The 20663-nt window shown below is 67.6% G+C and carries 13 protein-coding genes and 3 pseudogenes; 8 read left to right on the plus strand and 8 right to left on the minus strand.

The features are described from left to right. Nucleotides 1-58: 58 nt before the first annotated feature. The 5 genes and pseudogenes from SMIR_RS04935 to SMIR_RS04955 all read left to right on the plus strand — a co-directional run. A pseudogene (locus SMIR_RS04935) lies at nucleotides 59-814 on the plus strand (DUF317 domain-containing protein); the annotation flags it as partial. Between the two features lie 89 nt (nucleotides 815-903). After that, a complete protein-coding gene (locus SMIR_RS04940) occupies nucleotides 904-2436 on the plus strand; it encodes a site-specific integrase (protein WP_212728292.1) in 1533 nt (510 codons plus the stop codon). A 56-nt stretch (nucleotides 2437-2492) separates the two neighbouring features. After that, nucleotides 2493-4187, plus strand: coding sequence for a hypothetical protein (locus SMIR_RS04945; RefSeq protein ID WP_212726640.1), 1695 nt, complete (start codon nucleotides 2493-2495; stop codon nucleotides 4185-4187). Beyond that, nucleotides 4184-6295, plus strand: a complete 2112-nt coding sequence (locus tag SMIR_RS04950) for an integrase (protein WP_212726641.1) — start codon at nucleotides 4184-4186, stop codon at nucleotides 6293-6295. Before SMIR_RS04945 ends, SMIR_RS04950 begins: the two co-directional genes overlap by 4 nt. Next, the gene (locus SMIR_RS04955) at nucleotides 6292-6690 is read left to right on the plus strand and encodes a hypothetical protein (protein WP_212726642.1); all 399 of its coding nucleotides are present in this window, start codon (nucleotides 6292-6294) and stop codon (nucleotides 6688-6690) included. The genes SMIR_RS04950 and SMIR_RS04955 overlap by 4 nt, the downstream gene beginning before the upstream one ends. Before the next feature lie 246 nt (nucleotides 6691-6936). On the opposite strand, the gene SMIR_RS04960 is transcribed toward SMIR_RS04955, so the two are convergent. From SMIR_RS04960 to SMIR_RS04970, 3 genes are read right to left on the minus strand one after another with little or no spacing between them, the layout of a single operon-like run. Further along, nucleotides 6937-9234: an FtsX-like permease family protein gene (locus SMIR_RS04960; RefSeq protein WP_212726643.1), complete on the minus strand. Its 2298-nt coding sequence runs from the start codon at nucleotides 9232-9234 to the stop codon at nucleotides 6937-6939. Next, nucleotides 9231-9929 (minus strand): ABC transporter ATP-binding protein, encoded by a 699-nt coding sequence (locus tag SMIR_RS04965; protein WP_212726644.1) that lies wholly within the window; start codon nucleotides 9927-9929, stop codon nucleotides 9231-9233. The genes SMIR_RS04960 and SMIR_RS04965 overlap by 4 nt, the downstream gene beginning before the upstream one ends. Beyond that, nucleotides 9926-10450, minus strand: coding sequence for a PadR family transcriptional regulator (locus SMIR_RS04970; protein ID WP_212726645.1), 525 nt, complete (start codon nucleotides 10448-10450; stop codon nucleotides 9926-9928). The genes SMIR_RS04965 and SMIR_RS04970 overlap by 4 nt, the downstream gene beginning before the upstream one ends. 399 nt (nucleotides 10451-10849) lie before the next feature. Between SMIR_RS04970 and SMIR_RS04975 the strand changes: the two genes are divergently transcribed. After that, a complete protein-coding gene (locus SMIR_RS04975) occupies nucleotides 10850-11551 on the plus strand; it encodes an SPDY domain-containing protein (RefSeq protein WP_422664401.1) in 702 nt (233 codons plus the stop codon). Between the two features lie 178 nt (nucleotides 11552-11729). Here SMIR_RS04975 and SMIR_RS04980 read toward each other — a convergent pair whose 3' ends face one another. The 5 genes and pseudogenes from SMIR_RS04980 to SMIR_RS05000 form a co-directional block, all read right to left on the minus strand. Further along, a complete protein-coding gene (locus SMIR_RS04980) occupies nucleotides 11730-12626 on the minus strand; it encodes a DUF5655 domain-containing protein (protein ID WP_212726646.1) in 897 nt (298 codons plus the stop codon). A gap of 327 nt (nucleotides 12627-12953) precedes the next feature. Further along, nucleotides 12954-13367: a tyrosine-type recombinase/integrase gene (locus SMIR_RS04985; protein ID WP_249938359.1), complete on the minus strand. Its 414-nt coding sequence runs from the start codon at nucleotides 13365-13367 to the stop codon at nucleotides 12954-12956. Between the two features lie 256 nt (nucleotides 13368-13623). Then, a complete protein-coding gene (locus tag SMIR_RS04990) occupies nucleotides 13624-14028 on the minus strand; it encodes an NUDIX hydrolase (protein ID WP_249938360.1) in 405 nt (134 codons plus the stop codon). A gap of 67 nt (nucleotides 14029-14095) precedes the next feature. Then, nucleotides 14096-15093 (minus strand): annotated as a pseudogene (locus SMIR_RS04995) (IS5 family transposase). 83 nt (nucleotides 15094-15176) lie between these two features. Next, nucleotides 15177-15647 (minus strand): annotated as a pseudogene (locus tag SMIR_RS05000) (ARMT1-like domain-containing protein); the annotation flags it as partial. A 297-nt stretch (nucleotides 15648-15944) separates the two neighbouring features. Between SMIR_RS05000 and SMIR_RS05005 the strand changes: the two are divergent. Next, nucleotides 15945-17063 (plus strand): restriction endonuclease-related protein, encoded by a 1119-nt coding sequence (locus tag SMIR_RS05005; protein ID WP_212726647.1) that lies wholly within the window; start codon nucleotides 15945-15947, stop codon nucleotides 17061-17063. Beyond that, nucleotides 17060-20491, plus strand: a complete 3432-nt coding sequence (locus tag SMIR_RS05010; protein ID WP_212726648.1) for a hypothetical protein — start codon at nucleotides 17060-17062, stop codon at nucleotides 20489-20491. The genes SMIR_RS05005 and SMIR_RS05010 overlap by 4 nt, the downstream gene beginning before the upstream one ends. Nucleotides 20492-20663 lie beyond the last annotated feature (172 nt).

A 20663-nucleotide genomic window follows, 5' to 3' on the forward strand; every position in this document is an offset into this window, starting at 1 on the left:
ACACGTCGGTGGCCGGATCCGAAGGCCCGGCCACCGGCAGAAGAGACGACACCCCAACGTGACTCCCCCCATCGACGCCCACGTTCGCCTCGACACCCACCCCTCCCATCCAAGCGCCGTGACTGCCGTCCTGACCGGCACCCAGGCCCACGTTGCCCACCTGAGTCTGGAGGCAGCCGACTGGACCGTCGTCGCCGCCAACGTCCTGGTCCTGGTCCGCATCGACCACGAGGAGCCCTACTGGGCCAAGGACGCAGCCGCGCACCTGTCCGCCGACGGCATCACCGTGGAGATCACCCCTCGGCTCCAGGAGGCCATGGACGAGGAATGGACCTGGGCGAACTATCCGATGTCGTGGTGCACCCGCAGCGAAATCCGCGAGGTATCCAATCAGGCGCAGAAGATCCACGATGAGATCCGCCACGGCCAGCTCCTCATCCACGCCCACGCCCACGACGGCCACACCACCGTCGCGGTCGGCACCTACCTCCACCGCAACGGCAAGTCCGTCTACCTCCACGGCGAGGACCACCTGCGCCAGGTCACCGACACCTTCGACTCACCCGCTGGGGCCATGCTCGCCTTCGAGAAGGTCCACGGCGCCGAGATGCGCCCCGGCCCGGCACCCCTGACCGATACCGAACGCGCCGCTGCCGAGGCCCGCGCCCCGCTCTCCCTCACCGCGGTCAAGGCCGAACCGGCCCGTCCGGAGCCGGAGACCGTTCCGGCTTACCTGGCCGATGCCGGTTACCACGACGCGCTCCTCGACGCGTTCATCGACTCCCACAGCGAATGGGAGAAGTGGCAGGCGTTCCCTATTCAATCGGCGTGTTGAAGCCGATCTGACAGGGTGGCGTGATGAGCAAGTGGCGTGTGTTCTGGGTTCCCAAGACGGCGCCGAGCATGTCGCCACACGTGCCCGTGTTGGCGGGGTGGGCAGACCTGGCGGAGCGCGAAGAGTCGACCGGTATCCGACCCGGTGATCCGATTCTGCTTTCGCCGGACTACCGCGTCGACGAGCTCCTCAGCCTGTACACGCGTAGTAGTCCGTTCCGGGGCTACACGAGGGAGACGAAGCGGAACTACATCACGGACGTCTGCCTGTTCCTCAACTTCCTGTGGCTGCACGGGAGGGGCTGGACTCAGGCGGCGGAGTCGGACGTGGACGACTTCCAGTTCTGGCGACGGACGTCGCCCGACAACCCGGTGCGGGTGGGCGGGAACAAGTGGAATCGTGAACTGGCCGCGCTGATGAACTTGTACACGTGGGCGACGAAGCCGGGGAACGAGTTCGTGCCGCGCAATCCGGTGCCGATGCATCAGGTGATGGGCCGTCATGGGCAGCTCGTCGCGGTGCCGGATGGGAAGGCGAAGGATGCCCGGGGCAGCAACGTTCACTGGCTGACGCCTCGGACGTTCCGGCTCTGGGTGGATGTGGGGCTGCGCGGGTACGGCGCTGATGGGCTGCCCGCGCCGGGCTGGGTGGGCCGGCTGGAGGACCGCAACGTTGCATTTGTGCGCTTGCTGGCCTCTTCGGGAGTGCGGCGGTTGGAGAGTGCCTCGCTGTTGACGTTCGAGGTGCCGTCACTGCGCCTGGAGGGCGGCCGTTACTACACGGGGCGGCTGGCGTCGGCGGTCACTCGTTCCAAGAAGGCCCGTACCTACTACGTCGAGGCCGGTGTGGTGGGTGACATCGAGAGCTACGTTGAGTCCTCGCGTGCCGAGGTCATCCGCAGGGCCCAGGTCCGGGGCCGGTACGACGGTGTGCGGGATATGCGCCTGGTCACCAGGGTGAGCCGGGGGCCGAAGCCGACGGTGTACTGGTGCGACCGCCAGGGCGTCACGGGCCGCGTCGCGCTGACGGAGGCTGTCGCGGACGAGCGGATGACGTGGTATGCCGAAGGCCCTGCAGGGCCGGAGCCGTTGTGGCTGTGGCTGAACGAGATGGGTCTGCCGTTCCAGCCGCATTCGTGGAACAACGTCTTCACGGCGGCGAACAGGCGGTGCCGGGCGGTGCTGGATCCGGAGCCGGAGCGGAGGCTGGACCCGCACCGCAGCCTGGCGCCGTATGCGACTCCGCATTCCTGCCGGCACAGTTTCGCCCTCTACATGCTGGTGATCCTGCACCATTTGATGGACCGGCGGTTCGGTCTGACCCCCGAGGAGCGGCGGGACTACCGGCTGCTGTACGGGGATCCGTGGCGGATGGTGCAGGACCTGTTGGGCCATGCATTCCTTGAGACGACCCGCGAGCGGTATCTGGCCCCGGTCGCCGACCTTCAGCTGCGGTCGTTGTTGGCTACCACGCCCCCCTTCCACGACGGTGGGCGGCCGGCACGGGAGATGGATGAGGTGTTCGCGCGCCTGGCGCGTGAAGCCGAGGGCATCCAGGACATCGAGGACAAGCTGCAGGTCACACCGCAAGAGGCGGTATGAGCCGGCGTGGGCGCACGGCGCCGCTGCCGTCAACGCCAGTGCGTAGGCCACCGGTTGTGGTGGGTGACGGGCTCGTCGTCGAGCACCGCGATCGGGCGGGGGCCGTCGCGGTCTACGACTTCCGTGCTCTGCCCGTCGATGATGCCCTGCGCCGGTCGTTGGCCCGGCTGTTCGCCGCGCGGTGCGTGCCGAGCCGGTGGACCTCGCACCACAGCAGCAGGTATTTCTGGCTTCCCTTACAGGCGTTCACCGCGTACCTCGCCGCGCTGGACGCACCGGTTGCCGACCTCGACCAGCTGACGGCGGGGGTGTGGAAGCAGTGGAGGCTCAGCCGGCCGAACACTGTGTTCGGCTACCGCCATATCACCACGGTGCGGGGGCTGCTGCTGGACGATCCGCGACTGTCAGCGGCGACACGTGAAGCTCTTTCCCAACGTGTCCTGGCGCCCAAGGCGAAGGAAGTCTCCTTCCATGGTGCCGAGTTCGACGCGATCGTCACGACGGCGCGGCGGATGTTCCGCACCGCGTATCTGCGGATCACGGACAACGCTCGCCACCTTGCCCAATGGCAGTCGGGGGCGTTCGCTCGCGGCAGCGAGGCGTGGCTGCTGGGTGAGGCACTGGACTGTCTGGCGCGGACCGGTGAGGCACCCCACGACACCAGGGTTCGCCAGCGCGGCAGGGTTCTCGCCCGTTATATACGGGTGCTGGGCGGGGAACGGCCCGAGCATACGTGGCAGCGGCTGTTTTTGACCCGGATGGAGACGGTCGCGCTGGGGGTACTGCTGCTGGCCGAGCACGGCTGGAACCTGTCGGTGATCAACCGTCTGAAGGTGCCACGGGCGGCTCCGGACGCCGACCGCGACGGCCCGCGGATCTACCGGGTCGAGCTGGAGAAGCACAAGCGCGGCATGGGGCGGTATTTCGAGACCCGCAACCTCACCGACGACGGAGCCGCCTCCCCGGGCCGGCTCATCACGCAGGCTCTGGAGGCCACCGTGTTCGCCCGTGCCGCTGTCCACACCCTGAGTCCCGGCACGGACCGATTCCTGATCTGGCGCTCCGCCAGGGCCCCGCTGGACGGCTATCCGCAGGACGAGGCGAGCCGGAAGTCGGGCATCGGAGTGTTCGGGTTCGGTGTCTCCGGCTGTACGGCCAAGACCTGGGCAACCCAACAGGGCTTCTCCTCCTCACCGTTCCGGAGGGGCCGGCGGACGGTGAACACGCTGCACCGACGCGAGCCCGGACAGAACAGCCGGGCCACCCACGACCGCGTCTACGCGCTGACCGATCCCCAGGTCCGCCGGGCTGCGATCCCGGTCATCGCCGAGGCGGCCGAGGCCGTTGTGGCCAAGGCCCGCGAAACCGTGTTCGCCGCCGAACTGCGCCAAAGAGCCGATCCGGCCGATCAGCCGACAGCAACCGCCGACTGCCATGACTACGACAACAGCCCCTATCCCGGCCCCGACGGGGGCTGCGAAGCATCGTTCCTGATGTGTCTGGCGTGCACCAACGCCCGGATCCACCCCGCACACCACAGCCGCCTGGCCCATCTCCATCACGCACTGGACAACCTGCGCACCGTCATGGACCCAAGCCGGTGGCAGAGCGACTGGGGCGACGCGCACGCCCGACTGGAGCACCTCAAGGGCCTGCTCGGCGCCGCGGTGTGGACCCGCGCCCTGGCCGAAGTCACCGACACCGACCGCGACCTCATCGCCCTGCTGCTCAACGGAGACCTCGACCAGTGACGCCCGCCGAAGCCCCTGCTACGACCCTTGTCCTTCCCGGACCGGACACCCCTGTCATCCCCGCCCACCGGATCGTCGACGGCTACATGGGCCCGGTCGCCCGCTACGCGTCGCCGGCCTGGCCGCTGATCCCCATGAACGCCAACCCGGGCGTCACGCACAGCACCATCCACTGGCCCCTGTTCCCTGATGCCTTCCGGGAGGAGATGCGGCTGGCGGCCTGGACCTTGGTCAACGGCGAACTGCCGTCGGTGTTCCTGCGCGAGCGCCATCCCACGTGGCGCTCGCGCCAGGCGCCCAAAGCGCTCTGCCAGACGATCGGGACCTGGGCGCGGCTGGCCGTGTGGCTCACCGACCGCGGCATCACCACGCTGGGCGACTGCACCACGAAGGTGCTGGGTGAGTACGGCCATCACGTTCGCGACAGTGGGGCGGCCCGCATCACGGTGCACAGCGGGCTGTCGTCGCTGACTCGACTGTGGGTCTTCGACCAGCTCAGCGGTCGGCCCAGCGGAATCGGCTGCCCTCCCTGGGAGACCGAAGGGGTGGACGACTATCTGCCGCCGGCGACGGCGGGCGGTGAGAACGCCACCGAGGCGATCGCCGAGCAGACCATGGGCCCCCTGCTCGTGTGGGCGATCCGCACGGTCGAGGAGTTCAGCGGCGACATCCTGGCCGCCTGGGCCGAAAGGAACCGTCTGCGCGAAGCGGCCACCGCCAACGTCGCCACGCCCGCCTCACGGGCCGCGCTCAGGGCCTTCATGGACCGAATCGATGTCGGCCAACTGCCCATTCCGACCACAAATTGGCTGGGCAGAACCACGCCTGCGGGCGCCTACATCGCCGCGCTCACCGGCGCCTCGCTCAACCACGTCTACAACGCCTCCCGTGATCGAGGATGGCGTCAGGCCGCCCTGCGCCGGCCCGGCCCCTGCCCGCTCAGCGTCCCAATATCCGGACTGCTCGGCGGGACCGCGTGGCGAGAGGCCATCGACTACACCGAAGCAGCCTTCCTGATGCGCCAGTTGGGCACAGCGTGCTTCATCGTCATCGCCTACCTGACCGGGATGCGCCCCGGCGAGGCGGCCGGACTGCGCAGCGGCTGCTGCCCCGACGCGGAGCCGGACAGTGCAGAGCCGCAGGGATGCCACTTGATCACGAGCACCGTGTACAAGACCGCCCGGGACGCGGACGGCAACCACCGATCGGAGGGTGAACTCCGTGATGTTCCCTGGGTGGCCATCGCCCCGGTCGTGAACGCCATCCGTGTCCTGGAGCGCATGGTCCCCTACGGCGAACTGCTCTTCGACCACCACGCCCACGACCTGCGCGGCACCCGGGCCGGCACCGGCTCCCTCACCGTCCACACGCTGGGTGTCCGGGTGGAGGACTTCGTCACCTGGGCCAACGAGGAGGCAGCCTCCCATGGGCTTGTTCATGAAGTCATCCCGCCGGATCCGCACGGCAAGATCGGTACGGAGCGATTCCGCAGGAGCCTGGCCTGGCACATCGCCCGTCGCCCCGGCGGGCTGGTCGCTCTCGCGATTCAGTACGGCCATCTGCGGACTTCCGTATCAGCCGGCTACGCCGCGCGCAGCCGGGACGGCATCCACGACCTCCTCGACGTCGAGACTGCCCGCGCCACCATCGACACCGTCGCCGACCTGGACGCCGATCTCGAGGACGGCATCGGCATCTCCGGGCCGGCTGCCCGCCGGGCCATCAAGGCCGCCGCCACCGCTCACCAGTACACCGGCAACGTCATCACCGCCCGGCAGGCCCGCCAGATCCTCGCCAACCCTCAACTGGCCGTCTACGACAACCCCAACACCCTGTTGATGTGCGTCTACAAGCGCGACAAGGCCCTGTGCCACCGCGGCATCAAGGACGCCCCCAGTCTCGACCAGTGCGCCCCCACCTGCGCGAACATCGCCCGCACCGATCGGCACGCCGCCGGTCTGCGTCGCCGCGCCACCGTTCTTGATCGGCGGGCTGCCCAGGTTCCCGGCCCGTTGGGCGAGCGGCTGCGCAGCAACGCCGGGCGTCTGCGCGACCTTGCCGACGCCCATCGCCGCACCCGCATCACTGTCCAGGACGGCACCGGATGAGCCCCGCACCCGACGAACGCGACCGAATCCGCGCGGCCATGGAGCGCATCCTGCAGGGCACACCGCAGTACTCCAGTGGTGCTCTGACGATTGTCGCCCTGGCCGAGGAAGCCGGCGTACCCCGCAACGCGCTCACCCAGCGCCACCCCGACCTCAAAAACGACTTCTACGCGCAGGTCAGGGCCCGCGGACAGATGCCGGATTCCGAGATCCGCCTGCGCAAGCAGATCGTCAAGCTGAAGGAACTCCGTGCCAAGGACGCCACAGAGTTGGCGCAGCTGCGGGCCGACGTCGATCACCTCGTCCGCGCCGTCAACCAACTGACCGCGGAGAACCGGCAACTGCGCGGCGCACTGTCACAGCCCAGCTCCCCGGTCAGAGCACTGCCACCGTAGGCGCGGCCCAATGAGCGTGATGCAACTTGAAAGCCGCTGGTCATCTGGGCTGGTGTGAGGCTGCGACCGGATGCTCGGGCTGGTCACGGCCGGATGCCTTCAGCGAAGATCATCCGTCAGTAGCCGATCCTCGGTGTTCGTCAGCACGAGCAGGACTCGCAGCAATGAGCTCGCGATCCAGGCCGCCCTGAACGACGACGGCTCGGACAGGCTGCGGTCAGCCGGTCCGAGCCGTCGTCGTTCCTGCTACTCGTTGCGTGCCGTTTCGGGTCCCGTGATCCGCCTGAGCAGCGGCATCGTGGATGCGATGACCCCCAGCGAGGCGACGAGCCCGGCGAGCACGATCGCGTAGTACTGGATCCCCGGTGCCTGGATCGAGTACCGGAACTGCGCCTGCACGAACAGCTGGGCGGCCAGGAAGCCCATCCCGATCGCCACTACGGCGACCACCAGGAGCGGGACCGCGCTCTCCAGAAGCACCACCCGCCGCAGCACCCCGAGCTGTGTGCCGGTCAGCCGCAGCAGGCTGAAGGGTCGCTTGCGCTCGCGCAGCCCCCCGGCCACGCTCACCGCCAGGCTGCAGCCGGCGATGGGGAAGCTGACCAGGATGACCACGTTGGCCAGTTGCTGGTATCCGGCGAGCTGTGCGCCGCTTTGGGCATGGTCCTCGCGGACGGTCCAGGGGACGTCGCGGTCGGGATACGTGTTCGCGAGGATGGTGCGCGCGCGTTCGATCGCCGACGTCGACCCGTTGGTGGCCACGACGATCTCCTGGACGGAGAGGCGGGCGAGGCGCTGGGCGGAGATGTCGGCGGCGGGCCATGCCGTGGGCCAGTGCATCCAGTAGTACGTGCCGAAGCTGCCGTAGTTCTGGGTGACCGACGCCGCTTGGGCTCCGGAGGCGCATGCGCTGTGGGCCGGCATCTTCGCGAGCTCGGTGCACGAGGCCAGGCCGGCCACCGGCGGTGTCCCGGTGCCTTGGGGGCCGTGATAGGCCGGGTCCGTGGTGCCGAGCGGGTTTGAGTGGATCATGAGCACGCCTTTGACGCCCGGTACGGAGTTCAGGTTGCCGAGCGCGGCCTTCGAGAGCGGGGGCACGCCGCCATTCTGACGCCCGGTAGTGGAGTTGAAGCCTTCGGTGTAGTTGGCATCCAAGGCGCCGGCGACCGTCCGGCTGGCCTGCGGGATGCTGCGCTCGGCGTTCAGCGAGCCGATGATCCCGACGGCAGCGCTGGTGACACACAGGGCGAGGACCAGCCCGCTGACCGCGCGGAAGCCGGCTTTCGGGTCGTCCGCGAGCCGTCGGCCCGCGACGAGCAGCGCGGGGCGGCTGGTCTGCCGTGCCAGGAGGCGGGCTCCGACCATGGTCAGCCAGGGTCCGGCGATGACGAGTCCGGTCAGCACCAGCAGGATTCCCGGGACGAAGACCCAGATCTGGCCGTTGGTGCTCCTGGGCACCCGGCCGATGGTGTACGAGAGTTCGGCGATGCCGACGGCCAGCGGGATCACCCGGTAGACCCGCGGCGGGCGCGGCGTGACGCGCCGGGTGACCCCGAGCGGGGAGACCTGCACGCGGCGCAGAGCAATCCGGGCCGCGATGGCCGCCCCCACCGGGACGGCGACGGAGACGAGCAGGATGTCGCCGGTCCGCAGCGTGAGGTCGCCGACGAAGTACGGCGTACTCGTGAGGTTGACCAGGGCCAGCTGCGTACGGAACAGGTAGAAGAGGCCGAAGCCGACGGCCGTGCCGACGAGCGCGGCGAGGGTCGATTCGACGGCGGAGAGCATCGAGATCTGCCGCGGTGTGGCGCCCACCAGGCGCATCGCGGCGAAGCGCTGCTCGCGGCGGGCGGTTGCCAGCCGGGTGGCCGTGCCGATGAGGATGAGCACCGGGAAGATCAGGGCGGTGCCCGCGACGGAGAGGATGAGCTTGATGCCCCTGCTGTCGATGCCCGCCCTGACCGTGCAGTTCGTGCCGTTGCAGCTGCTGGGGGGCGCGGTGGTGATCGTGGTGACCTGGGTGGCGTCGTGCTGCTTCGCGAGCTGGTCGGGGCGGTGGCCGACGACGATGACCAGGGAGTCGGGGCCCGGGAGCCCCGCGTTGCCGACCGTGCCGACCTGGTTGCCGGGGTAGCGGTCGGCGAGTTCGGCGGCCGGGGCGGAGTGGAGGAGCTTGTCCAGGGCCGGTGAGGCGTAGAACTCGCCCGGTCCGGGAAGGCGCGAAAGACCCCGTGGGACCGGGGAGTTCGGGCCGGTGGCGGCGACGTCGACGCGGCCGATGGTTTTGCCGTCGAAGTGGTCCGCCCTGAGCAGCCACCACAACGGGTCGGTGTCTGCCTTCGCTGCCGACTGGCTCGATGTCCTCGTGCCGGAGCCGGTGTTGAGCCAGGCGTTCCGGCTGTTCTGGGTGGCGGTGGCGTTGATGGCCGCCAGGATGCTCAGCAGCAATCCGACGCCGAGGGCGACGGCGGCCACGATGACGGCGAGGCGGGCGGCAGCCTCCCTGCCGCCGCTCAGAGTGAGGCGCAGGCCGAGGCGGATCACGAGGTGAGCCGTTCGACGAAGAGCGGCGTGACCTTGCCGTCGCGGACGATGACTTCACGCTTCGCGAAGGCGGCCACCCGCGGCTCGTGGGTGACGAGGACAACGGTGGTGCCCTCCTCCCGTGCGGAGGCGACCAACAAATCCATCACGTGCTCGCCGGTGAGAGAGTCGAGCGACCCGGTCGGCTCGTCGGCGAACAGCACCTTGGGCCGGGAGACCAGGGCGCGGGCCAGGGCGACACGCTGTGCCTGTCCGCCGGACAGCTCGCCCGACCGGCGCCCCTCGAGACCGTCCAGGCCGAGCCGCCCGAACCACGATCGGGCCTCGGCCAGCGCGCTCGCCCTGCGGGACTTCGCGAGCAGCAGCGGCAGGGCGACATTCTCCTCGGCGGTCAGCTCGGGGACGAGCTGACCGAACTGGAAGACGAAGCCGAACCGGTCCCGGCGCAGCGCGCTGCGCTCGGGCTCGCCCTGGGTGTCGACGCGGCGGCCGTCGAACCAGATCTCGCCGGAGTCGGGGACGAGGATCCCGGCCAGGCAGTGCAACAGCGTGGACTTGCCGGAGCCGCTCGGTCCGGTGACGGCGAGGATCTCACCGGCACGGGCGCAGAGGTTCGCACCCTGCAGCGCGGGCGTCTGCCCGAACGACAGGACAGCATCACGCGCTTCCACGAGGAAGCCTTCGTCCGCACTCACGAGCGCACCTCCGCTGTCAGAGCGGCGAGCCGTGCCACGGTCTGGTCCATCCACCGCAGATCGGCCTCCAGGTGGAACACGCCGTGATCGGCCAGCAGCGAGTCGATCGTGCTGCCGGTCCGGCGCAGTTCGGTCAGCTCCCTCATCCGCTCCATGTGGGCGGCACGCTGGATGTCGAGGTACACGCGGGGGTCGCGCTCCAGCAGCACCGCCAGTACGACCTTGGTGAACAGCACCGTCTGCAGGTGCGGTTCACCCTCGACCGGCTCGGTCAGCCAGGTCTCGACCTGCGTGACCCCAAGCCCGGTGATCACGTAACGCTTACGGTCCGGCCCCGAACCGGGCCCGGTCTCGCCGACCTCGACCTTCCCGTCACGGGCGAGGCGCCCCAGGGTCGAGTAGACCTGCCCGGCGGGCAGCGGCTTACCCCGGCCGAAATAGGTGTCGTAGTCGCGCTTGAGGTCGTAGCCGTGGCTCGACTCCCGTTCAAGGAGTCCGAGGAGCGTCAGAGGAACAGTCATACCTCAGTATCTACACTCAGTATCTAGCTGGCGTCAACGGACGGCTTGACCCGATACCAGGCTGGGATTACGTGAAGACAGCGACGGTCGGCCAGGGGGTGCGGGCCCCTGGAAGCACATGACCAGGGTGGGCAGGCCGGTGCGGTCACCTTTGGGCGGAGCTCTCACCGAGCGTTGTGAGCGGCTTGGTGCGGCAGGGCCTTGTAGCCGATGATGAGTACGGGGTTGCCCCGGGGACTCAGAACAGCTTGTTGATCGGCTCCAACCTGAACGCCGACGACGCGGACCCCGCCGCCTCCTCCGCCACAGTCCGCCCCGCGGTGCCTCACCTACCAACGCACGGCGCACTTCGCCGGCTGTAGAACGCGCCTTCGGTGTCTCCTGTGGTCCTGCGCAACCGTGGACGGGAGGGGAACGAACTGGGCCTTGGGCCAGTGGCACAGGCCAACGGCACTTCAACACGCAGAACTTGACAGGGAACGGACTTGGTCGGACGAGACAACCCACGCCATCCACGAGTCGCAGACCCTGCGCATCGAGCGCGTCCACGAAACCCCCGCCCACGAGACCGCGTGGACCGTAGCCGCCTACGAGACACCCGTCTCCGACCGCATGTGGGTCCTCACCGCGACCGGCGCAACCCCAGCCCCAGTGCTGCAGGAGCTGCTGACCCACCTCGCCGACGGCGACAGCTGGGACACAGCCATCGGCGCACCCGTGGACGAGAAGATGGTCACCGCGGCCACCCAGCCGCTCTCCGACGCCGGATGGAAGCACACCGTGGACGGGCGATGGATCCGCTGGACATCCCCCGACGGGGACGCGGGCGTCCAGTTCGACGCATTCACCGCACAGCACCCGAGTCAGAACCTGGCCACCTGGACCGTCTGGGCCGGCCCCGGTCCGGACCGTCCCACCTGGGCCATCACCGCGTCCCCGCACACCCCGAGTTCGCTGCTGGCCGATCTCTCCGAGACCCTCGCCCACGAGACCGGCACGCGCCAGGCCCAGCCGGGCCGCGAGCACAGGACCCGCCTCGCCACCAGTGCGCCAGCCGCTCCGGCGGTCGCGGCCAGCCGAACCGCCAGCCGTTCACGCTGATCATCGGCGCGCACGAGCGGGGCAACATAGCGCGGGATCGCCGGTTGGCCAAGCCGGCGATCCCGCGCACCATAGATAGTCCACCGCCACCCCCCGCCCGCACGTCGAAAGGCACCCACCCACGACCGCACATACGGCACGAAGCGCAGCCCGCCAAGTCGGCGGCAGCGACATCCGATCACGCCGCCGCGTAGCTTGCCCGGAACAGATCCCGCGCCCGCTCCACGTCCATCGGCGTACGGAGCTGTACCTCCAGATCACCCGTCCCGTGGTGACCGAGACCGGACACGTCCCGGGTGAAGCCCGGAACAAGGTCGACATCCTTCGGGTCGACCTTCAGGTAGACCAACAGCTTGCTTCGCTGCGGAGGGCACAGGCAGGCGAAGTTCCGCAGCCGCTGATACGCCCGGTACTGCTTGCGCTCGACGCGGTTCACACCGTCCCCGAGCCCGAGCAGTACCTCGTCGACCGCGCTCGCCAGCTCCATCATCGCCGCGCCCTGGACGTCGGCCGCCGCCCGGGCAACCCCCTGGCGCCGTGCCCGACGGGCCACCTGCGTGCCGCCGCTCACGGAGGCCACGGTCTCAAGGCCGAGCAGGTCGCTGCCGAAGAGTCGGTAGCGGACCAGGTCGATCGATCGACGGTGCTCGCGCACGGCATGCACGTCGTAGCGGGTGAAGTCGCCGGCGATGCAGATCAGGCGCGGGCCGCTCCAAAGGACCTGGGACGCGGCCGTCGCCCCGAGCCGGTCGCGGACCAGGTGCTCGAACTCGGCCCGGTGGTCCATCAGCCACGAGAGGTAGAACAAGCCCTGGTGGATGACGCCGGGGTCGACGCCGCGCTTGGTCTCGACGATGACCGGCGACCCGTTCTCGTCCAGCCCGAGCAAGTCGATTCGGCCCCCGTGGACCGGCCCGGTGCTGTACTCGCTCGCCAGGAACCGGACGCCCAGCAGTGTCTCCATGTGCGCCTCGACGAGGCCCTGCACATCTGCCTCGACCTCAGCAAGACGCGGCGTGACCTCGGTCACGCCGCTTTTCGTTGTGTCCGTACGAAACAACTTCAAGCCGACCACCCCCGCTATCGCATCGGAGATCAACAACGTCGGGTGGGTCGAGATTTGTTTCCGCAACGACCGTTAAGCCTGTGAAGAGCGTGTGCTGAACGGCCGAGCGGCGGGATCAGTGGACCCCGGTGCACGAACAGACGCCCCTCCGTGCCCGCGCGTCGCGTCGGCATCCAGCACGAATCCAGCATGGTACGGAGATGAGGGGTGATGGCAGGTGACGAGAGGTCAGAAAATCCAGCACCTATCCAGCACGGTAAAAATCCAGGGGTCTGACCCCGAAGACCAGACCCCATTTGACCTGCGTGTTTGCCAAATCAGCGAAGTAATGTCAAGTCACCGGCTAGACATTGAAGCGGAACGTTGAGTGCAGTGCTCCCACCTGCGGGAACAGGCTCTGGGCTGATCGTATCCAGCACCGTCGGGCCTCCTCCAGCGCATCCAGCACCACATGGTCTGGCGCCAGCAGGCCCTGGGGCGCCGGCCGCATGGCGTTCTGCAGGATCTCCCGGCATCGGCTCCACAGGCTCGGGGCACGAGGTGTCCGTAGATGTCGACGGTGACCTTGATGGACCGATGCCCAAGCCAGCGGGAGACCTCATGGATGGGGATGCCGTTTGCGAGCGCCGTCGAGGCGAAGAAGTCCCGCAGAGTGCGCGGCGTGTACTTCGGCCGACCCTGGCTGCCCACCAGCCCTGCGGCGAGGCATCCTTTCCTGAAGTGGTAGTCGTACGTCGACGCGGTGGGCATCACTCCCTTACCGCGGTTGCGGAGTGCGAAGAACACCGACAGTTGCCGATGCTTGCCGGACGGACTGGTGAAGTCAACGGGCGCCGGAGGCGTTCGGAGGCGCACAACAACGACATCAGGGCCTCCCGGCACTGCTCGGTTGGATTCGCATCCTCGAGCTACCGAGCCCCGTCTTCATACGCGTACGACGGGAAGATCACCCCGGCGAAAAACCTGTTCGACCCGCACGTTCCATGATCGGTTCAGATACGGCTTCTCACGGCCGCAGAGCCTCGTCGAGGTAGTCCTGGACCGGCTCGAATAGCCCATACGGAACGTACTGTGGGATCTCGCTGTGCGCAGCCCAGGCCAGGCCGGCCACTTCTTCATCACTCGCGATGACCGCCTCGCCGCTGACGGCTCGGCATGCGATGTAGTAGATCTTCCGGCCCGTCACAGGGTGAACCCGTTGTCCCAGCACACTGGTCGGAGTCACCAGGAGCCCTGTCTCCTCCTGGGTTTCACGCACTGCAGCCTCTTCGGGAGCTTCGCCAGGCTCGATCTTCCCTGCCGGGAACTGCCACGAAAGTGCTCCTTCCGCGACTCGTCGCCGCACGAGCAAGACTCGCTCGTCCTCAACGACGATGGCAGCGGCGACTGCTGTCTGGGCCTCGATCGTCACGGAGATTCCCCTACCGTCATGCCTGAATCAGCGCGTGAGTTCCACTAGGGCGTGTTCTGAGTTGAGATCACGGGAGGGCTGGCAGGCTGCGTAACCAGAGGATGGATCCGCGCAGGTGGAGTCCTGCGGCGTAGCTCTCGGGTGTCTTGTCGTAGCGGCTGGCCAGTCCCCGCCATTCCTTGAACTTGTTGATGGCGCGCTCGACCGTGTTGCGATCTTTGTAGAGCGTGGCGTCGTGGCTGACCGGGCGGCCGCCGGAACGTCCCTTCTTCCTGCGGTTGGCGGCCTGGTCGGTCTTTTCCGGGATCACTGCCTTGATGTTGCGTCTGTGCAGGTGGGCGCGGTTGGCGCGGGAGGAGTACGCCTTGTCTCCGGCGACCGCGTCCGGCCGTGTCCTGGGGCGGCCGACCGGGACGCGCACCTTGATCTTCTTGAGGACCGGGATGAAGCGCGGGCTGTCCGCGGACTGCCCGGGGGTGAGGATGATGGCCAGCGGGCGGCAGCGTCGCTCGACGGCGAGGTGGACCTTGCTGGTGAGCCCGCCCCGGGAGCGGCCCAGTTCGGCGGCCCGCAGTCGGGCCCTGCGGCGTCGGCGCACGGCGCGGCGCTGTTCCCGCTCGGGGTCCTCCCTGTCCGCGGACCCCTCACCTACGGGGTTGTTTTGCCCCTTTGCTGCAGCCCCTTTTCTTCCGCCACGGCCTTCTCCAGGTCCTCAAGGAGCTCCGGGTCGACGACCATGCCCGCCGCGTGGTGATGCGCGCGGGCAACGGTCGAGTCCACGCTGACCAGGCTGAGATCGACATCGTCGCGGGCCGCCGCCTCGGCGATCATCGTTTCCATGAGGGCCTGGAAGACTTCGCCATGCGCCCACATCCGGAACCGGTCGTAGATCGTCGACCAGGAGCCGTAGCTCTCCGGCACATCCCGCCAGGGGCTGCCGGTGCGGAACCGCCACATCACCGCGTTGAAGTAGCTGCGCAGGTCAGGGATCGGTCCGAACGCCCCCAGCGGCAGGTGCGGCTCGATCAACTCCCACTCGGCATCGGTCAGATCACCACGAGTCACGCGACCGGTCTACCGCAGCCAGCGCCCTCCTGAAGCGGGAATGACCGATCCCGTGATCTCAACTCAGAACAGGCCCTAGTACGCTAGGCAGCCCCGGACCGTTCGAGAGCGTCCACCGTTCCCTGCGCCAGGCCGACGATGACGTCGGACTTTAGGGTCCGGAGCGCCGCGACGGCCCCTTTGGAAGTATGCAGTGAGATCGGCGAAGGGCGTCATGGGGTCCCACAGCTGGTCGCCGACGAGGCGACGATAGTTGAGGTCGCCCTTCATGATGCTGAGCGTGGCGCTCGCGAACTCGACACGAAGGTCCTCGGGCATCTCCTCATACGCAGCGGAGCGCAGGAGAACGGGTGGGTGCGGACCTCCAAGCTTCCTGCCGCCATGGCCTTCCACAGTCGGACACCGATCCGACCAGCTTCACCCGTCGCCTCGGTGAGGCGAAGGAGGCAGTCGACGACATCAGCCGTCATCGCGTCGGAGACGTACTGGGGCTAGGGCTTGACGTGAAGCACGACCCGTTCGGCGTGCCGGTGTTCGAGGAGGTGATCAATGAGGTAGCCATGAGCGCCACCCCGAGCACCATCACCGGATGCCGTCGATCATCGAGCGGGGAACCGCAGCCCGTCATCTTCGTACGTCGCGGAAGACCTCGGAGGGCTCATCGCCGAGCAAGGGATTGCTCTCTTTGGGGGAAGGAGGAATGAGCTGCACGCTGCACTGCGATAGGAATCAGTGTCGAGTGATGCGTATCGCTCTTCCGTCGAGAATTGAGGGTGACCTTGCCTGGCTCTGACGTATTGGTCAGTGCGCATGATCTCAGTGCTCCCCAGCGCTTGGCCCTGGAGGCATGCGTGGTTGCGGCGGCGACCCTCTCGACGGCTGAGGGGGAGGCCAGGGCCAAGTTGAGTGTCTTGTTCGAGTGCCACGGCAGGTATTTGCGGGCGTATGGACCCGGCGCGGGTGCATTGCGGTTCGGTGAGTTTCGGCGTGGGCTGTCAGGTCCGCTGGAGGAACTACTTCCTGGAAGCCGAATTCCCAAGGATCTTCAGGGCCTTCAACTGCTGGATGAAGAGGGGCGGGCCTCTGCAGCCTTGCTGCAGCTGGCGTTCGAGGAGCTCCCTCTCGGATCGGCACCCGGGCTCGATGTGGACATACAGCATCTGCGCAGTGTGATGCGTGCTGTGTCGAAATATCGGCCGGGCACGGCCCTGCATCGACTGTCACCAGAAATCGTTCAGCACTGTCTCGTCATGGCATTGATGGCTGCCGGGCAGGACCAGTACGTCGCAGGACGCGAAAGGCTGATCCTGGCCCCGGTGCAGAAGCGCCGAGCGGTAGCCCGTTTGCCCCACGTGCTGCGTCAGTTGGGCGTCTACGCCGAAATTCCTGCTGACCGCAGCTTCCTCGGCTGGTGTGCGCGCTGCCCATTCTGCCAGTGGACGATGCACGCGTTCCCAGACCGGGACGGCGGCGCCGCCTTCCGATGCGCTTGGCAAGAGCATCGGGACCGCGGTGCGGAATTCGGCATGCGGGTCACAGATGCAGGGCCGCGCCTCGCCTATAGCGGCGAGCTGCGCGTGAACCTTCCCCAGCCGCTGCTCGCGGAGGAGCACCTGGCTCTTTCCTACGGACTGTGGTTGTGGATCACTCTGCCTGGCCTTTTCGAGGTCGCGCTGCGCGACAAACTCATCGATCTAGGCGCAGACGTTGAGCTCTGGCCGTTCGGTGATGCCTACGACCTTCACGTCACCAAAGGGGGACTGACCTGGCGGCTGGACGCCAAGGTCTGGAAGGACACGCATGGCCTTGCTGAGTCGTTGCGCGCGAAGGAGGCGTCAGTCCCGCGCATGTTCATCGTGATCCCTGACCACCTCAAGGGATTCGTACAGCTGTTGGAGGGCATCGTGGGGCCACTCGGCTGGAAGGTGTTGACCGAGGGCCGTCTACTTACCCAGGTAGCGGCGGCATGAGCGGGCTCGTCGCCGCACTCGCGCTGGCCGAGCACTATTTCCCGACGAAGGACGAGGAGTCCTCCGCCTTTGTCGTGGACCTGGACCAAGCGGCGGGGCTCTTGTCCGGACGTTTTCCCGCTGCCTGGAGGGCCTGGCACTCCCTGCCCTACCCCGAAAAGCAGCGCGTCGGGCGCATGCTGCGCCACCGGGCGCCGGAGCTGGCCAGCTACAGCCGCATGCGCGAGCAGGTGTCGGAGCTGCTGGCCCACGATGACGACAACCTGATCAAAGCCTGCTACCGGCCCGGCCAGATGGACGCGTCCGGTCGGCTCCTCACCCTGGTGCCCGTCCACGGCCAGGCTCCGCTGGAGGTCGCCGACCGCGCCTTGGACCAGGCGGAGCGTACCCAGCGAGGCTCAGCCAAGGTTCGCGTCGCGGGGAACGGCCGATGGCAAGCCTCTCTGGGCGGACGTGCCATCCAGGTGGATTTCACCGCTGAAGGCAAGCCTCGTTACAACCCGCCGCAGTTCACCACCCAGGTTGCATGTCTCGACCTCATGGTGGACTTGGACGCCCTGCTGCTGACCGCGAGCCTGATGGACTCCATTCTTCCCGGCCCCGCCTACCGTCATAGGCAGTTGCACGTGTTGCTGAGCGTGGCCATGGGGTACCGGGAGGGCGGACACTGCACGGCAAATCTGCGGGCTGGCGCGCTGCTGCATCTGAGTGCGCCTACCGGAGCAGGCAAGAACGTCCTGGCTGAGGTGCTGTGCGTCCACCTGGCCCTGCGGGGATACACAGTGACCTTCGTGGTGGGCGAGAATGACGACGTCTATGTCGAGGCCGCCACCATCGACAAGGCGTTGGCCAAGCTCAGCGGCCAAGGCGATACGTCGCGGCTTCGCTGCACGCCGCTGACGTCACCTCACGGCCGCCATGAGTTCACGCTGAAGAGCGTCAAGGCTGACAACGACGGCGTCCCCCTGAGCCTGCTCGGCTCCAAGGTCTTGGATCGCATCGACCAGGCCGGCTACGGATGTCCGGTCAGCGACATGGTGGAGGTGAAGCCGGGCATCCGCGGCGGTCAGGAGCCCTGCCGCACATGGGTACGACCGGGGCTTCCGTCCGACGTTCCCAACCCCCGCCACCTGTGCCGCTACGTCCAGGACTGCGGCAAGTTCGACCAGCTCACCGCAGCCGCCACCGCGTCGGTGATCGTCACGAACCACGCGTTTCTTCTGTCCGGCCGTATCTCTGTGCCCGTCGCCATCGACGGCGTCATCCGCAGCAGCATCAGCGCGCAGGAGTTGTTGCTCCGGATCTCTCACCAGGTCACAATCGATGAGGTCGACCAATTCCAGGCCGCCGGTTTCACTCAGAACACCAAGCAAGCGGTCCTGGCCGATCACAGCAACCGCACCACGGTCCTGCGTGATCTCGAAGCTGACATGGATCACGTCGCACCCGCAGTCTCCCTGGCCTTCCGCCGTCCCGTCACCCGCATGAAGTACCTGGCCGAGCAGTTCCTCGACCTGGTTGCGGAATCCGTTATCCGCCCCGAGCCCCATGAAGCCCGCCTGTTGGCCGCTGGCGAAGACGCCCGCACCGTCTCTCGCACCCGCCAGTACCGTCGGCACTGGTACCAAGCCAGTCGCTACGACCGCGATCTGCTTGAACTCCTCATCGGCGTTGATCCCGACGACCAGGCCAACGCCACTCAGCGCGAGGAGCTCACCGCACTCATGCCCGCCACCGCGGTACGGCCCAAGGACCGCATCCCACCCGATCGACTGCGCCCCGCCCTGCGTCCCGTTCGACGCCTGCTTGAAGACATGCTCAGCCTCGATGAGCGGGAAGGCTCCCAGAGCGAGAGCCACGCCTCCGCCATCAAGGAACAGCTCCGAGAGTGCCTGCTAGCAGCCCTCCAGGAGAACTTCCCCTTCGATGCGGAAGCCTACGGTGAGGACAAGGAATTCTGGGCCGAGAACCTGCCCGACGACCGTGCCGAACACGAGCGCTGGGTTCAGATCCAGACGGCCGGCGCCCTACACAGCCTGATGATGAAGACGTGGCTGTCCACACTTCAGCGTTGTGTGTTCGAACTCGCACGCAAAGCCGATGAGCTCCGCGAATCCGGGCTGCGCTCGGCACAGAAGCTCGCAGATGAGACCGGCCTATACGACGGCGCTACCATCGTTCCCTACGGCCCGCTCGGCCACTTGATCATCGGGTTCCGTATCGACGGCATCGACGACCCCTCCGGCCGGCCCCGGCTGACCCTTGAAATGCTGCGGGGCGACCCACACATCCACACCGCCTACCTCGGTGACGTAGTCGCCCTGGCTGCCGCCGACCACCAGCGAGCAGTCCTGGGCATGTCGGCTACCGGGTTCTTGCCCCGGGCCGCCGCCACGCACCTGATCGTTCCGCCGACCTGGTGGATGTGTGACGACAATGCCGGCCGCATCGACTTTTTCGCCAGCACCCCACAGCGCAACGGATCTCCCATCGCCGTGGGCGGGACGCGTCTCTCCGAGCGTGAGGACAACGTCTTCAACCTGGCCTACGCCTGGGCCGACGAACTGGCCGTCTCACTTGCCCGACTACGCGCTGACCCCGCCACGCGTCATCGTGCCCACGGGCTGGTGGCCACCAACTCCTATGTTCAAGACCGCATCTTCGCCCACGGTCTCCACGAAGGGCTGGTGCGCGACGGCATCAGCATGAGTATCTTCGCTGCCGAGTCCGACGACCCTGGCGTCACAGCCAAGCTGCCCCGCATCCCCGAACAGATCGGTCGCATCACCCGCGACCGCTTCGTCGACCTGGTCGCCCTCGATGGTGACGTGATGGTCGCACCCCTGTCGCGCTGCGCACGTTGCCTGAACGTACTCGCTGAAGGATCGGATGGCCGCCGAGAATCAGCCATCGGCCTCATCGCCCTAGCTATCCGGCCCGTCATGCCGCTGGATTCCCCCGCGGACATGGCCGCCAACATCGCAGGCCATGTCTACCGGCACATGCAGCCCGACGACGACCTCGCCCGCACTCTGCGCCACGCTCGAGCCCTCGCGATTCAACGCATCCAGCTCCTGCTCGGCTCGCCCAAGCGATTCACCGCATTGCATCCGGACCTCAAGTGCGACCTCGTCGCCACCGTGGTCGGAAACATCACCCAGCTGGCCGGCCGTGGTCGCCGCGGACAGACCGACGTCGAGTTCCACTTCCTCGACGGCGCCTTCCACGACACCAGCTGGGGAAGTGACCTGCCCGCACTCCTCCGCATGTTGTACGAGTCCTACACCGAGGACGAGCTCCTTTGGACCGGTGCCATCCATGGCAGGACGGCCGAGAGCTTCCTCCATTACGCGGCTGCCAGCCCCGACCTGATCACCCGACTGAACCGGGGCCGCAGCCTCACCTCCACAGGAGCCGGTCATCACTAGCGAACCTCCTCCCTTCCGCGGAAAGCGTCTGCGCCAGCTCGCCTACCGCATCACCTCGACCGACTGCGGTCGCATCGTCACCTACGTCCTGCCCCCGCGCGCAGCCGACACCTGGTACGACCTCAGTGCCGCCTACGAAAAGACGGTCGGCAAGAAGGACGTCCAGCCGCCC

Origin of the sequence: Streptomyces mirabilis (assembly GCF_018310535.1) — a bacterium.
Taxonomy (GTDB): Bacteria; Actinomycetota; Actinomycetes; order Streptomycetales; family Streptomycetaceae; genus Streptomyces.